Annotated in this window: 12 protein-coding genes and 1 riboswitch; of the genes, 6 read left to right on the top strand and 6 right to left on the bottom strand. The window is 68.8% G+C overall.

The features are described 5' to 3' along the window. Positions 1-177: 177 nt before the first annotated feature. Complete coding sequence (locus GR130_RS17365) at positions 178-888, top strand: TetR/AcrR family transcriptional regulator (RefSeq protein ID WP_201305185.1); 711 nt, start codon at positions 178-180, stop codon at positions 886-888. A 147-nt stretch (positions 889-1,035) separates the two neighbouring features. Here GR130_RS17365 and GR130_RS17360 read toward each other — a convergent pair whose 3' ends face one another. Continuing rightward, entirely contained in the window at positions 1,036-2,607 is a 1,572-nt protein-coding gene (locus GR130_RS17360) for a DUF5722 domain-containing protein (protein ID WP_159505582.1), read from the bottom strand. 831 nt (positions 2,608-3,438) lie between these two features. On the opposite strand from GR130_RS17360, the gene GR130_RS17355 reads away from it, so the two are divergent. Both GR130_RS17355 and GR130_RS17350 read left to right on the top strand, forming a co-directional pair. Then, entirely contained in the window at positions 3,439-4,248 is an 810-nt protein-coding gene (locus GR130_RS17355) for a papain-like cysteine protease family protein (RefSeq protein ID WP_236573980.1), read from the top strand. A 168-nt stretch (positions 4,249-4,416) separates the two neighbouring features. Further along, positions 4,417-5,121 carry a hypothetical protein gene (locus GR130_RS17350; RefSeq protein ID WP_236573078.1) on the top strand — a complete coding sequence of 235 codons (705 nt, stop codon included), beginning with the start codon at positions 4,417-4,419 and terminating at the stop codon, positions 5,119-5,121. Between the two features lie 196 nt (positions 5,122-5,317). On the opposite strand, the gene GR130_RS17345 is transcribed toward GR130_RS17350, so the two are convergent. Further along, complete coding sequence (locus GR130_RS17345; RefSeq protein WP_159505580.1) at positions 5,318-6,988, bottom strand: NRAMP family divalent metal transporter; 1,671 nt, start codon at positions 6,986-6,988, stop codon at positions 5,318-5,320. 306 nt (positions 6,989-7,294) lie between these two features. Then, positions 7,295-7,468, bottom strand: a riboswitch (M-box (ykoK) riboswitch). Between the two features lie 331 nt (positions 7,469-7,799). On the opposite strand from GR130_RS17345, the gene GR130_RS17340 reads away from it, so the two are divergent. Further along, a complete protein-coding gene (locus GR130_RS17340; RefSeq protein ID WP_159505579.1) occupies positions 7,800-8,438 on the top strand; it encodes a mechanosensitive ion channel family protein in 639 nt (212 codons plus the stop codon). A 230-nt stretch (positions 8,439-8,668) separates the two neighbouring features. Here the strand turns inward: GR130_RS17340 and GR130_RS17335 are convergent, their stop codons facing one another. Beyond that, positions 8,669-9,163: a hypothetical protein gene (locus GR130_RS17335; RefSeq protein WP_159505578.1), complete on the bottom strand. Its 495-nt coding sequence runs from the start codon at positions 9,161-9,163 to the stop codon at positions 8,669-8,671. 152 nt (positions 9,164-9,315) lie between these two features. On the opposite strand from GR130_RS17335, the gene GR130_RS17330 reads away from it, so the two are divergent. After that, positions 9,316-9,993 (top strand): sigma-70 family RNA polymerase sigma factor, encoded by a 678-nt coding sequence (locus tag GR130_RS17330; protein ID WP_159505577.1) that lies wholly within the window; start codon positions 9,316-9,318, stop codon positions 9,991-9,993. A 112-nt stretch (positions 9,994-10,105) separates the two neighbouring features. Here GR130_RS17330 and GR130_RS17325 read toward each other — a convergent pair whose 3' ends face one another. Then, positions 10,106-10,900 (bottom strand): SAM-dependent methyltransferase, encoded by a 795-nt coding sequence (locus GR130_RS17325; protein WP_159505576.1) that lies wholly within the window; start codon positions 10,898-10,900, stop codon positions 10,106-10,108. A 741-nt stretch (positions 10,901-11,641) separates the two neighbouring features. Between GR130_RS17325 and GR130_RS17320 the strand changes: the two genes are divergently transcribed. Next, positions 11,642-12,160: a DUF1203 domain-containing protein gene (locus tag GR130_RS17320; protein WP_159505575.1), complete on the top strand. Its 519-nt coding sequence runs from the start codon at positions 11,642-11,644 to the stop codon at positions 12,158-12,160. 576 nt (positions 12,161-12,736) lie between these two features. Here GR130_RS17320 and GR130_RS17315 read toward each other — a convergent pair. After that, positions 12,737-13,882 (bottom strand): RNA polymerase sigma factor, encoded by a 1,146-nt coding sequence (locus tag GR130_RS17315; RefSeq protein ID WP_159510039.1) that lies wholly within the window; start codon positions 13,880-13,882, stop codon positions 12,737-12,739. A gap of 8 nt (positions 13,883-13,890) precedes the next feature. Next, entirely contained in the window at positions 13,891-14,298 is a 408-nt protein-coding gene (locus GR130_RS17310; RefSeq protein WP_159505574.1) for a YciI family protein, read from the bottom strand. Between the last annotated feature and the right edge of the window lie 259 nt (positions 14,299-14,557).

Raw genomic sequence — 14,557 nt, 5'->3', positions numbered from 1 at the left:
GATATCTGTTGATCTCTTGCCATCTCGTGTCGACGTTCCTCAACGGCGCCGTCTGTCCTGTTCAACGCTTGCACCACCGAAGAACACACGTAAAGAACGCATGGTTCTCTAAATTTGAGAATAGACTGACCCCATAGGGAACGCAACGACCTCTACAGGCCATCTTCGGGAGCCACGCTGTCACCTCACACCGAACCCGCCGACGACACCGCCGCCGACCACCGAAAAGGGCCCCGCCGCCGCGGTGAGGAGCTGGAGAACGCCATCCTGGCGGCGACGCTGGAAGAACTCGGCGAGACCGGCTACGCCGCACTGACGATGGAACGGGTGGCCACCCGCGCCCGCACCGGCAAGGCCGCCCTCTACCGGCGCTGGTCCAACCGCGCCGAACTGGTCATCGACGCCTGCAAGTTGTCCGGTGTCTCCGACATCGACCTCCCCGACACCGGCGCGTTGCGTACGGACGTCATCGCCCTGCTGCGGCAGATCGCGGCGAAGATGGCCAGCCCGCTCGGCGGCATCCTGCGGGGCCTGCTCACCGAGATGACGCGCGACCCGGACTTCGCCACCCTGATCCGGGAACGGTTCCACACCACCGGCCCGGCCACCCTCGGCGTCATCCTGCAGCGCGCCGTCGACCGCGGCGAGATCGAACCCTGGATCCTGGACTCCCGGCGGGCGACGGTCGCCACCGACCTGCTGCGCAACCAGTTCCTGCTGTTCGGCGCACCCGTCGACGACGAGGTCGTCACGGACATCGTCGACGACGTCTACCTGCCGCTGATCCTGCACCCGGCCCCACGGCGCGCGGGCGACACCCGCCCCACCGCTTCGCCGCACTCCGCGGGCTCCGCCGGTGCCACGCATTCCACGGGCGGCGAGGACTGAGGCGGCCGCCCGCAGTCGTCCCACCCGGCGCACGCCGCGATGCGCCGAGTTCACTTCGGCGTGCGCCTTCGGTCCCTCCGCGCGACCTGCCCCGTCCCGGACCACCGGACCACGGTAACGGCGACGGTCGCAGTCATCCTCTGACTGCTACGGGAAGGCGTAGCCGAGCACGGACTCCCTGGTGTGACCTTCGCAGTTGGCCGCGCTGGAGGCGAAGTGGTCTCCGTTCGAGGGGATGTGGCAGCGGTAGAGGGGTACGGAACCGCTCACCTGGTCGGTGTGGATGTAGCCGACGGGGCCCATGGGGAACTGGCCTTCGCAGCCGGGGTCGCGGGTGAGCAGCGTGTGTCCGCCCACCTTGCACTCGTAGAGCATGGTGGTGCCGGGGGCCTGGTGGCGCAGCAGCTTCCAGGTCTGCTCCTGGGTGAAGCCGGGAGGCAGCAACCGGGAGGAGACGACGTGTCCCCGGTCGGGGCGGTAGCCGCGACGCAGCAGGGTGTAGGGAAGGTTCTCGAAGCCGCAGGAGAGTTGGGGCGAGGGCAGGTCGTTGCGGTTGGCCAGTGCCCACGTCGACCAGGCGGGCTTGGTAGAGCCGTCCTGCCTCCTGAGGCCGAGCTTGAGTCCGCCCTCGGCGGGGTTGTCCTGCATCCGGTGGTAGATGTAGCTCTCGATGTCCGGCGTGCCGAGCACATTGCGGAAGGTGTCGCACACGGCTGCGGCCTGCTGGGACTCGCTGGACTGGTCCCCGGAGTTGATGCCGCTCTCGGTGAGCTGGATGGTCCAGGCGGAGGGGGTGTGCGGGAACTGCTGGCGTAGCCAGCCCACCACGACGCCGATGTTGCCGTAGGTGACCTTGGGGAAGTCGTCCGCGGAGAAGGCGGGCTTGAACAGGTCCGGGGCGTAGGGATGGTAGGCGACCCGCCACTGGCGTGATCCCGCCCGGGCGGCCAGTCCCTTGAGCACGGTCATGCCGGACAGCGTTGCGTCGTGGTCGGACGGCAGGTCATAGGCCGTACCGAAGTGGTGGTCCAGCGAGGTCAGGACCTTGGCCGTGGGTTGCTGCCCGGTGATGCGGTCGTAGGCGGCGTTGTAGTTGGCCGCGATCTGGTCGAGCCATTGCGTGGTGTCGCAGGGCTTGCCGCGGCCGCAGCCGACGTTGAACCAGGTGCTGGTGTTGACCTCGTTGTCGATCACGAAGTCGGCGATCCGGCCGTGCCCGTGAAGGCCGTCGTAACGCTGGGCCAGCATTCCGGCGAACCGGCCGAAGTCGGCGGGGTTGTCGGGTACGCAGAACAGCTCGTGGCCGGGTGCGGGATCGCAGGGTCGGCCCTGGCGTGCCCAACCGGGCGTGCCGAAGACGATGGCGGTGACCACCAGTCCCCGGTCGGTCCACTCCTTGATGGCCGCATCCACCTCCGGCCGGACGGTGAAGCAGCGCCCGTCGAAAGCCTGCTCACCGGTCGCGCACGGGGCCGCTTTGGCGCTCTGCTCCCAGTCCGCCCAGACGAGGTTCATGGACACGCCGCCGGTGTTGTTGCCGACGATCTCGTCCTTGTGGGACCAGAAGTCCGGCTGGATGCCCTTGATGCGGTAGTCGGACCGCGTCGGGTACGGCAGCGGAGCCGTCTCGGCGCCGGCGGTGGCCTGAAGGGCCTCAGGGAGGACGAGGGCGAATATGAGCAGCACGAGGGCGGCGAGATGCCGAGCTGGTCGGGCCATGACTCTCCTTCATGTACCTGGCTTCGTGGTCAACGTCGTCCCGTTGTCACCAAACTGGCATATCGAAACGGTCAACGCGCCCTCATCATCGTGCACTTGATGCGCGTGCTCCTGAGATTCCCGCCAACACCCGAGCCGAAGGCCACTCGTGGAGCATACGCAGCAGCCGCGGCGTGCGGTGCGGCCGTACGGCTGCCGGGCCCGGGTTAACAAACTACCGTTAGGGAACTCCGGAACTCCCGTAGAAGCCACGTCGGTTGGGCGATTCACGCGAACTTCTCCGGATTCGACCACGACCGACGAGCGGCGACTGTCAGTAACCGCCCACCCCGCCTGACGTTACAGCAAGAATTACGCAAAGGCCCCCAGGGCCAGGCAATTTGATGGCCCAGTAACCGCGCCGGCACTGCATGTGACTCGGTGAATTCCACAACTACTGCCCAGTATTCACAAGTGTTGACACAGCGTCATTGCGTCGACCAGTGAAGGTGTTGTAGTAATTCTCGTGTGCTTCTGAGCATGGCAGGCCAGAGAGGTTCCGCTGGCGTTCGCCTCCTTCTGCCGCGCACGCGGCAGCCGGTATGCGCAGCGGAATTGAGTGGTAACAGGGCACGCATGCGAAACGAGTTGGGACGGGGTTAAACCCGAGTCAGGCCCGAACCGAATTCGCCAAAGCGTGTGTCGGCCGGTCGCGCACGGAATGCGCCGAGTGACGACTCGGCGCGCTCCGGCGTCAACCGCCCTGCGCCTGCCGCAATACATTCCCCCACACTTCGAAAGAGTCCATACATGCGCCTTCCCCGCGCCTCAGCCCTGTGGAGAACGTTGACGGTGATCGCCTTAACAGCGATCACGGCAGGGTTCGTGCTCAGCGGTGGCAACGCCCGGGCCGGCTCCGTCACCGGCACCGTGAACGGCGGTCAGACCCATTACCGCAGCATCAACGAAAGGTCATCGCCCAGCCTTTCCGGCCACATCGTCGGCCATGCCGGAACGGGCAGCACAGTCTCGATGACCTGCCGAGTCCAGGGCGACTCAGTGGAGAACGACCCACGGTGGATCTGGTCGGAATCCGGGTCCTTCTACATAGCCAACGCGTTCATCAAGGGAAACACCGACAACCTGCCGGCCTGCTCGTCCTCGCACCCAAAATCCGGCGGGCGCACGGCCCTCACCATAGACATGCAGAAGCAGGTTCAGGACCAGTGGTGCTGGGACGCCAGCGGACTCACCATCGCCAAGTACTGGGGCTACAACCAGTACAACCAGTACGACTTCTGCCGGCTCGCGGCCCAGAACAGCAATCTCAGCTGCAACGACCAGCCTGCCACACTCGACGACATAGCCAACGGCCTGGGCAACATCGGTCTGAGCAACACCGGAAACGACCTCTCCCGAAGCGCCTCCTTCTCACAGGTCGGCGAGGAGATCGACGGCGGGCGCCCCTTTCCCGTGCGTATCGGATGGAACTCGGGCGGTGGCCACATGAACGTCATCTACGGCTATGACCCGTCATCGCAAATGATCGCGGTCGGTGACCCCTGGCCCTCCACACAGACCTATACGTGGTGGAACTACAACGACTACGTCAACAACTCGTCGTTCCAATGGACCCATTCACGCACCGGGATACACAAGTAAGGCGGGCGGCACATGCGCGGCAAGAAAACTTCTGCACAACGGCCTGCTGCTCGTCTCGCAAGCCTCTCCCTCGGCGCGGCGGCGGCCCTGCTCTCCACCACTTTCTGCGGCCAAGCCCAGGCGGCCGACGGGCCGAGTGCCGTTCCCGACTACCAGGGAGCACGCCAGGTGCTCCAGAGCACACAAGTACACGACACGGTCGCACGATTCCTCGGCGCGACGGCGAACGACGGCGCAGACGGCGGATCAGGCGCGGCGGCGCCGATGGCGACCGAACCGCGCGACGGCAAGCAGGCGTTCACCTTGAACGCCCCGGTCGCGCTCTACGAGCTCGCGCCCCAATTCGTCACCGGGAACGCGAAGCCGACTCCCGGCAACGCCGTACGCCTGTCGCATCTGGCCTCCCTGGCGAACGGCGCCAACGGACACAAGGCCACGGTCCTGCTCTCCTCCGGGGCCACGGGCGGCGGCAAGAGCTGGCATCTGGCAGGCGTGCGCGACGGCGACGGCGACGTCACCTACGCCCGACAGACCACGGGCCCCTCAACGGTCTTCGCCGAGCCTCAGATCCACGCCTGGTACCGGCTGAAGAACGACACCGTCGAACCGCTCAACCGAGAAGCAGCCTCGGGTCTGCGAGGCAAGCAGGCGGTGACGCTCACCGCGTACCAGAAACTGGTGCACGACCGCTATGCGGACAAGCTGCCGGGGTCCGCATACGACCGCAAGGGACTGGCCGGCGGGTACGGCCTGGCGTCTTCTGAGCCCCCGACTCCCCTGCTCCTCGGCGGCTCAGGCGCGGCAGCAGCCATGCTGGCCGGCGGCGCGATCGTAGTACTGCGCGCCAAACGCAGGCGATCACAGATGAGTTGAACAACCCACGCTGACAGGGTGTTTCGACGCCCGGAACCCGACTGAAACCAACCCCTGAGGACTCTGCTCCGGATTCCCATCATCTGGGTCCGGTGCCGGAGTCTCCCCTCCACCCGCGTCCGTTCCTCCCCTCCGGGCGCGGGTGGGCAGCGGGCGTGCGCCCGGGGCGGGTCAACTCGCCCCGGGCGCACGGCGTTCACTGCCCGAGGGCGACCTGGACGATCTTGATGACGACCAGGATCATCGCGATGAGCAGGTAGGTGCGCAGGGCGCCCATGCCGATTTTGCGGGTGGTGGACAGGGTGGGCTTGGTGAGGGTGTCCAGTGGTGGCATCCGCCAGGCGTCGCGGCCGGTGCGGTCGATGGGGTCTTCGTTGGTCGCGGTGCGGCGGCGGGTGAAGGAGTACCCGGCGGCCAGGACGCCCAGGACGCCGCAGGCGGCCATGATGTCGATGATCGTCTGGGAGCTGATGTCGGGGAAGAGGACGGAGGCGGTCAGGATGATGGACAAGGTGACCAGGACGCCGACCACCGCCGTGGTGAAGGCGTTGGTCTTCGGGCCGTTGACCCAGGGGCCCAGGACGGCCTTGTCGTTGCACAGCAGCAGCAGGAAGACGGAGGCGGACGGCAGCAGGACACCGGCCAGGGTCTGCACGCCCTGGGTGAGCAGACCGAGCGGGGAGCCGGGGATCAGCACGATCACGGCGGCCACGGCCACCACTCCGGCGTAGATGGCGTAGAAGCCCTTGGCGCCCTTGACGCCGCGGTGGAGGGAGTGCTTGATGCCGAAGACGTCGCCGATGGCGTAGGCGGTGGAGAGGGAGACGGCGAAGGCGCCGATGATGGAGGCGTCGAGGAGGGCGATGGCGAAGAGGATGCCGGCGAGTTTGCCGGCGTGGGCTTCGAGGCCGGTGGCGACGCCTGCCGCGTCGGTGAAGTTGCCGAAGCCCTTGGTTGCGGTGAAGGCGGTGGCGGTGAAGCCCATGATGGCGGCGGCGCCGATGACGACGATGGCGATGCCGATCCACAGGTCGGCCTTCTCGTAGCGCATGAAGCGGGGGGTGATGCGCTTGTCGATGACGTAGGACTGCTGGAAGAACAGCTGCCAGGGGGCGACGGTGGTGCCGACGATGCCGATGATCAGCAGCATGACGGTGGCCAGCTGACCCGATCCGCCGGGCATGGTGGGTACGACGAAGTCGTGGGCCATCTGCGAGGACTTGGGGTGGATCATGAAGTACAGCGGGATGAGCAGCAGTGACCCCGCGCACAGGAAGATGGCCACCCGCTCGAACCGGCGGAAGGAGCCGGTGAAGGCGGCGGAGACGATGACCACGGCGGCCAGGATCACCGAACCGGCCTTGGGCAGCCCCAGGTAGCCGGCCGCGAGGGTGATCCCGATGAACTCCGTGACCAGGGTGAGGGCGTTGAGCAGGAACAGGTCGATGACGGAGAACGCGCCCCAGAACTTCCCGAAGCGTTCGAGGATGAGGCGGGCGTGGCCGACGCCGGTGACGGCGCCGAGGCGCAGGACCATCTCCTGGTTCACGTACAGCACCGGCACCAACAGCAGAAGCGTCCACAACAGAATCGTGCCGTAGTTCTGGCCGGCCTGCCCGTACGTGGAAAACGCGCCCGCGTCGTTGTCACCGACCATCACGATCAGGCCGGGCCCGACTATCGCGAGCAGGGTCTTGAGCTTGGCGGACAGCCCTTGGCGGGGCGCGGTGTCGTCCAATTTGATGGTGCCCAGCGCGCCACGGATGTCGCCGACATGGGCGTCGTCGAGCACCGCCGTGCGCGATGCCGCAGCAGGGGCCGTGGTGGTCGGTTCGGCGGACGGTTCGGTGGTCAGTTCTGTGGTCATGACGGGCCTCCCGCCTCCCCCGGCAAGGGGAGGCGATCGGGGGCATGCGGCGGCCACTTGCCGCACCGGGGCGCGGCCCACCCGCCCGCAGCGGCACAGGGCCGCATGGGGCTGGGCGAGCGCGTGTGGGTGATGGTGCGTGAGAAGTGTCGCTACGGCATGCCGGAGACGGGCGAGGTCGATCGGATGCGGGGCCGACTGTGGCCCGGACTACTACAACCGCAGTCCATGTCTCTCGCCTCCCCCCGGCCGGGGCGCCACCATGGCGCCATACGACTCGGCAAAGAGCAGACCGGCCTCGTGACCGGTTCACCCCAACTCGTCAGAGCTTTGGCACTGCACGGCGTAATCCCCTTGCCGGGGAAGCCACTTGGGGTCACCCCTTGGGCCGGGGAGACCTGTCCTGACCCTGGGCGTCTCTCGACGTCGTGGGGTCAGTGGCCTGTGTCCGCGCAGACGCCTCACCGAACGAGGTGCCTTCTTCAAACCTCCAGGAGCATAGCCCACCAATTGCGCAACCGAGCAATCGAGCATCCGGTGGAGGACCTCATCGCCGGGTGACCGCCCGCAGAGGCCGTCGCACCCGGACCACGTCGACGCAACGCCTCCCCCCGACCCGGCTCGCACCCCCTCCACCAGCGCCAGACCAAACGCCCTACCAGCAGCAGGGCGGGAATCCCGGCCCCGCGGGCATGGGTAGTCTGCTCCGCGACACCCACACCACGGAATCGAACACGGGGGCACAGCAGTGGGTCATGCGCACAACGCCGCGGGCGGCACCGCCGTCGGGCACCGGTTGCACTGGCGAGGAGTGATCCGGACCAGGCGGGCCGTCATCACCACATCGCTCGCTCTCGGCGGGCTCGTCGTGTCGCTCAACTTCGGCGGACTCCTGGGGAGCCCGGACAGCCACCAGTCACTGGGCTCCCGGGTGATCGCCGGCATCAGCGCCGGAGTCTTCCTCGTAGGCGCGCTGATCGCCGTGCGCGGAGCCACGGACGATCTGGTGAAACTGCTGACCGGGCGGATCAGCGACAACCGCTCCGCCGCGTTGCGGGTGATCTGCCTGCTGTCCGGATACGCGCTGGTGATCCTGGGCGCACTCAGCCTGGTCCGGGTGCCGTGGGGCAAGCTGCTGCTGGGTGGTGCGCTGACCGGCGTGATCCTGGGCATCGCCGCCCAGCCGGTGCTCGGCAACATCTTCGCCGGACTGGTCCTGCTGGTCGCGCACCCGTTCACGATCGGCGAGCGGATCACCATCCAGTCAGGTCCGCTGGGCGGCCGGATCGAGGGCGAGGTAACAGACATGACCCTGCTGTTCGTCGAACTCCACACGGACGACGGCAAGACGCTCCTGCCCAACAACGCCGTCCTCGGGGCAGCCATCGGCCGCCCCGGCCGCGAGGCTCCCACGACTGGGAAGGCACTCCAGGAACGGTCCGCGGTCTAGCAGGTCCGCCGCGCGCCGCAGCCGTTTGTTGTATCCGCGCTGGTCATCACCGTCACGAACAGCGCGGTCGCGAGGGTGTCCGGATCGGCGTGCACCGAGCCTCCGGCTTCGAAGTCGGGCGGGCGCCGAAGCCTGGAGGAGGCGGTGAAGGACCGCGAAGCACTGGGGTACGGAGCCCACGTGCTGGTACGAGTCCAAGCGCTGGCGCGGCGCCCAGCGGCGGGGACGGATCACTCAGCGAGTTCGAACCTGTCGGCGATCCGCTCGATCAGCGGCAGGTGCTCCTCCCACGTCGCGCTTCCCATGCCGAGCACGAAGGCGGCGTTCCCCCGCACCGCGAAGTACTCACGCGTCCGGCGGCTGACCGTTGCGCCGCCGGTGCCGCTGGTGACGCCGGTGACGCCGGTGACGCCGGTGACGCCGGTGACGAAGTCCAGTGCCACTCCCGCTTGTCCGGCGAACCGGACCTCAGTGCGGGTGAAGTCTTCGTAGCCATGGGCTGCGAGCCTTTCCTGAGCCTTGTCGGCGACGCCGGCCGCGGTCAGGCCGTTGGCAGACAGCTTGAAGACGATGAGGTTCCGGCCTGGGCCGCCCGTGGCCCGCAGGATCTCCGGCCCGTTGGCCGGAACGGGAGGCAGCGCCTCCCAATCCTCCGGCACGTACAGAACCGCCCCATAGGGGACGATCTTGATTGCCTTCCAGGGGGCATTGCTGGCGTCGGACATGCGCGGTCCTTCCAGATCGGCGTTGCTCGGTTCGGCGTTGCTCCGTCGTCGGAGTTGATACCGGCAACCGGCGACGGTGCGAACCTCGCGTCCGGCGCCTGTCCCGGTATCCACATACCGGCAGACCGACACCGACCCAGGAGATCGCCGCGGTGAGCAGCCATCACGCCGAACCTGATGCCCTTCAGCGGGATGGCCTCGTCATGGAACACGGCCACCTCGTCGAACGGGAGGCCGCCCGCTACCGCACCTGGCACATCGACCGGGCAGACCTGCGGCAGGCCGGCGTCCTCGGGCTGCTGATCGCCGCGGCCCGTTTCGATCCCGAGCGCGCCGTGCCCTTCGCCGCGTATGCGCGCACCTGGGTACGCAAGGAGATCCAGCGCGCCATCTCCCAACAGGAATTTCCCGCTGTCCTGCCCGCTGACCTCGTCGGCCGTACCGTCGCCCTGCGCCGCGCCCTCGACGAGCACGCCGACAGTCTGAACCTGGCCGCCGCCGCCCTCGGGATCTCACCGGCCACCGTCACCGCACTCCACCGGCAACTCCGCGTCGTGGCCACCGAGGACGACGAAGAACCGCCCGCCCCCGGCTACACCCTCACCGATCCCGAACACGCGGCCGTCACCCAGGACTTCATCGGTGCGGCCCGCTCAGCCCTGGCCCGCATGGACCCGCGCCAGGCCGACGCACTGATCCTGCGATTCGGACTCGACAACCATCCCGCACGCTCGTACCGCCGGATCGGCGGCCACCTCGGAGTTTCCGACCACACCGCCCGCAGCCTCGTCGAACGAGCCCAGGCCGACCTGCGCCGCCTTCTCACCTGAGATCGCACACCCAGCTCCTCGATCGCCGGCGCCTCGACCCCTTGGACTCGTTCGTCCCCACTGCCACCACGTCTGCGGCGCCCCTCCCCCTGAGATCCGGCGGGGCCCGTCCTCACCGCACGGCATGCACCAGGTGGCCCCCGGCCGCGTTGCTGTCTTCAGGCCATCGCCCCATCTCCTGCCCGACCTCGGCGAACGACACCGACTCCACCCGCCAGCCGCGCTCCGTGAACAGGGGCTGTGGCGCGTCCGTGCCGTAGTGCCAGGGCGCGCCCTGCTCGGCGAGTGCGTCCAGTACGGGGCGGGCCGCCGGGTCGCGGAGCAGGGAACCGGCGACGAAGTCGGCCAGCAGGTGACTGCCCGGTGCCGAGCACGCGGTGATGCGGTCGAACAGTCGGAGTACGTCGGGCTCTTGGAGATACTGGGTGAGTCCCTCGACCAGCCAGCAGGCGGGTAGGTCGGGCCGGAAGCCCGCCTCCGCCAACGATCGCGGCCAGTCGCCCGCGAGGTCCACGCCGACGGCGACCCGGCGGCAGGCCGGTTGGGGCGCGTCCGCCAGCAATGTCTCCTTCAGGCGCAAGAGCTCCGGCCGGTCCACCTCGTAAAGGGTGGTGGCGGCGGGGAAGGCCAGCCGGTGGGCCCGGGTGTCCATGCCCGCCGCGAGGAGGACCAGTTGCCGGGGCCCGTCCTCACCACCGGTGACCCTGGTGAGCAGGTCGTCGAAGAACCGGGTGCGAATCGCGATGGCGGGCACATCGCCCAGTTGACCGGCCAGCTCGCGCCCGGTTTCCCCGGCCAGTACCGCGGCAAGCGGATCGGTGAACAGCCGGTCGGGCCGCTCGGATTCCCTGGCTCGCAGGGCGGCGGTCAGCCGGGCGGTGTTGGCTACCGGATCGAGAAAGGACATGGGCGCTCCTGGCACGCAGAACGACGGATACGGCGCCCAGCGTGCCGCCCGTGCTTCAGCGCTGGCCCGTCATCACCGACCCGCCGCCCAAACTCGACACCGAGTTACCGTTCGTTGGCGGAATCCGGCGTACACCACAACACCGGGACCGCACAGTGGCATTCCACCCGTGGCCCGCGTCGTCACCGACGACCGGCCGGCGACGGGCAGCAGCCGGCATGGCAATGCCCCGCCCTCGGGCGGGGCATTGCCCACACGCACATCGTTGGCGCATGTCAGAGACCGCGCGTATCAGAGAGCGTATCCAAGAACTCTCCAATCAACCGGAATGCCATGGTCCGTGAAGAGGCCGCTCAGAGGCATCTGGACGTGAGGTTGAATCGGAGTGTCATCGTCCGAGGCAGCCAAAGCCTGTACCGACATCTGGCCAAGAAACACAGTCGCAAGCGCGAGACCGGCGAGTGCACGACGCGTATTTGTCATGTCATGCCAACGAGCCGAAACCGACGACGTTACTAAACGGTGCCCGCTGTAGGCTGAACCGGCTAGGAGGTCTATCGGACACGGCGTACCCCGCAGGCGAGCCGACTGTCCCCGAATTCGGCAGCCTCCGCGGGCTTCCCCGCCTGGCGGATGCAACGGTCACACTCCGCTCCTCCCGTTCGACAGCCCGACCACGCCGCCCACCTTCGCGTCCGAATCCCGCCAGCGTGCCGGGAACAAGCCCACGATGCTGGGCTCATGACCGCATACATCTCACTTCCCATCCCTCCGACCGCCCTGAAGGAACTCCGCGACGCCGACGACTCCGGGCGGCCCCTGCAGCCCTACTCCGCACGTGAAGACGGCATCCCCCTGGACTGTGTGGGCAGTCCGCTGCGCTGTTGTCTGCGGGCCATCGAGCCCGGTGAGCGGGTCGCGCTCGTCTCGTACGCGCCGCTGCGGCGCTGGGCGGAGATGACCGGGGCGGAGCCCGGGGGGTATGACGAATCAGGGCCGGTGTTCATCCATGCCGAGGACTGTGACGGGCCCCTGGGCACCCAGGGCCATCCCTTCGCGCGGCCGGGGGCGCTGCGCACCATCCGTCGCTACGACGGCGAGGGGCACATCGTCGGGGGGCGTTTCTTCGAGATCCCCGAGGACGCCGAGGCCGGATTCGACCGGGCCTTCGAGGAAGCCTTCGCCGACCCAGAGGTGGCGCTGGTACACGTGCGGGCCTTGGAGTACGGCTGCTTCCTCTTCGAGGTACGGCGACCGTAGGCCCTGTCCGTGTCCCCGTTCCGCTCGATCCGCCGGACAGGCCGTAGCGGGCTGTCCGGCGGGCCCGCTCGCCTTGCCGTCCGGCGTCATCGCGTCAAGCCGGCAGCGGTGCATGGTGGTTGTGATGGCCTGTGCGACGGCTCGGGCGATTCGGTCGGTTCGTACCGGCTTGCCCGCGCGACACGGCGCGATACGGCAGGGCGCCGGTGGCCGGCGCTCGCCTCACGGCATCGTGCCGCACGGCCACGGCCGGCTGGCATCATCACCGCCATCTCATAGGGGAGTTGGACCCCGCCCTCTCATGGGGAGTTGGGCGTGACGCCGCCAGCCCCGGGGGCCTCTGCCTCCCCCCACCCCCCACCACCACGCACCACCACGCACCACCGGGGCGATCTGACAGGAACGACCGTGACGGGTCAGGCGGGCGATATGCGAGCGCAGGGGATGTGGGGCGGACCTCGTAGCCGTACGGGGAGGGGGCCTGTGCGTGTGGGAGGCTGGCCGAACCGGCCGTACGGAGGGAACCCGCCTCGCCTGGGCCGAAAGGGCCCTTGCGGGAATGGGGAGCGCGACCTGTCAGCGGCACCGGCGGGCGTTGAGCCGGGCGGCCTGGCGCGTCAGGTAGTCGCGCTCGGCGAGGTTGGGTGCCTTGTGGGCCGCCTCGGCGTACAGCCGGGCCGCCGTCGCCAGGTCACCGTCGCGCTCGTGGAGGTACGCCGCCACCGCGGCGTGGCGGGGCAGTGAGTCGTCGAGCGTGGCGAGCGCCGCCAGGCCGGCGCGTGGTCCGTCGGCCTCACCCACGGCGACTGCGCGGTTGAGCCGGACGACCGGGCTGTCGGTCAGGCGCGCGAGTTCGTCGTACCACTCGACGATCTGCACCCAGTCGGTCTCCTCGGCGGTGGGCGCGTCGGCGTGGAGTGCCGCGATGGCGGCCTGGGCCTGGAACTCGCCCAGCCGGTCACGGGCGAGGGCCGCCTGGAGGATCTCGACGCCCTCGGCGATCGACTTCGTGTCCCACCGGCCGCGGTCCTGCTCGGCGAGCGGTACCAGGCTGCCGTCGGGTGCGGTCCGGGTGGCGCGCCGGGCGTGGTGGAGCAGCATGAGGGCGAGCAGGCCCGCCACCTCGGGGTGGTCGATCGCGGCCGCGAGCTGTCGGGTGAGTCGGATGGCCTCGGCGGCGAGGTCGACGTCGCCGGAGTAGCCCTCGTTGAAGACCAGGTAGAGGACACGCAGCACGGTGGCGACGTCGCCGGGCTGGTCGAATCGCACGCCGGAGACGGTGCGCTTGGCACGGCTGATGCGCTGCGCCATGGTCGCCTCGGGGACCAGGTATGCCTGGGCGATCTGGCGGGTGGTCAGCCCGCCGACGGCGCGCAGCGTGAGCGCGACCGCGGACGACGGCGTCAGCGACGGGTGGGCGCACAGGAAGTAGAGCCGGAGCGTGTCGTCCACCGCGGGCGCGGGGCCGGGCGCCGGCTCCTCGTCCACGAGGTCCTCACGCCGGCGGCGGGCGGTGTCCGCCCGGGTCGCGTCGAGGAACCGGCGCCAGGCCACGGTGACCAGCCAGCCCTTCGGGTCCCGCGGCAGGTCGGCCGGCCAGACGCGGACCGCCTCGACCAGCGCGTCCTGCACGGCGTCCTCGGCCGCCGCGAAGTCGGCTCCGCGGCGGACGAGGATTCCGAGCACGCTCGGCGTGAGGCTCCGGAGCAGGGCCTCGTCCATCGGACCGGTCACTCCGTGATGGTGGGCGGCGCGGCCAGGAACGGGCGCAGCTCCAGCCACTCGTGAAGCGGCTTCCCGCCCGCCCCGGGAGCCGCCGACAGTTCCCCGGCCAGCTCGACGGCGCGCTCGTAGCTGTCGACGTCGACCACCATCCAGCCGGCGATGAGGTCCTTGGTCTCGGCGAACGGGCCGTCGGTGACCGGCGGGCGCCCCTCACCGTCGTACCGGACCCACGTCCCCTCAGGGGCGAGCGCCTGAGCGTCGACGAACTCGCCGGTCCCCTCAAGCCGGACCGCGAGGTCCTGCATGTACTTCACGTGCGCCGTGATCTCCTCCGGCGTCCACTGGTCCATCGGCACGTTGTTGGCCGGAGCCGGGGCGCCGCGGTAGTGCTTGAGCAGCAGGTACTTGGCCATCGTGTTTCTCCTCGGTGCTGGTGCGACCCATTGTGGTCGCCTTCACCACGGGGACGGAGCCGGTCACCGGTTCTCGACATCGCCGTCCGAAATTCTTCCGGGCCCTCGTCGACGAGCCTGGGTGAGCCGTCTCGTGGCGTCCGCGTCCGCGGCGTGCGCGGCACGAGGGCGGGACGGAACGAGCCCGCCCAAGATCAGCGGCGACCAAGCAACGGATAGGGAGAAGGTCCTTGAGCCGTTACGCACCTGCCCCCTACGG

It is taken from the genome of Streptomyces sp. GS7, assembly GCF_009834125.1.
GTDB lineage: Bacteria > Actinomycetota > Actinomycetes > Streptomycetales > Streptomycetaceae > Streptomyces.
This window is presented reverse-complemented; position numbering and strand designations above follow the sequence as displayed.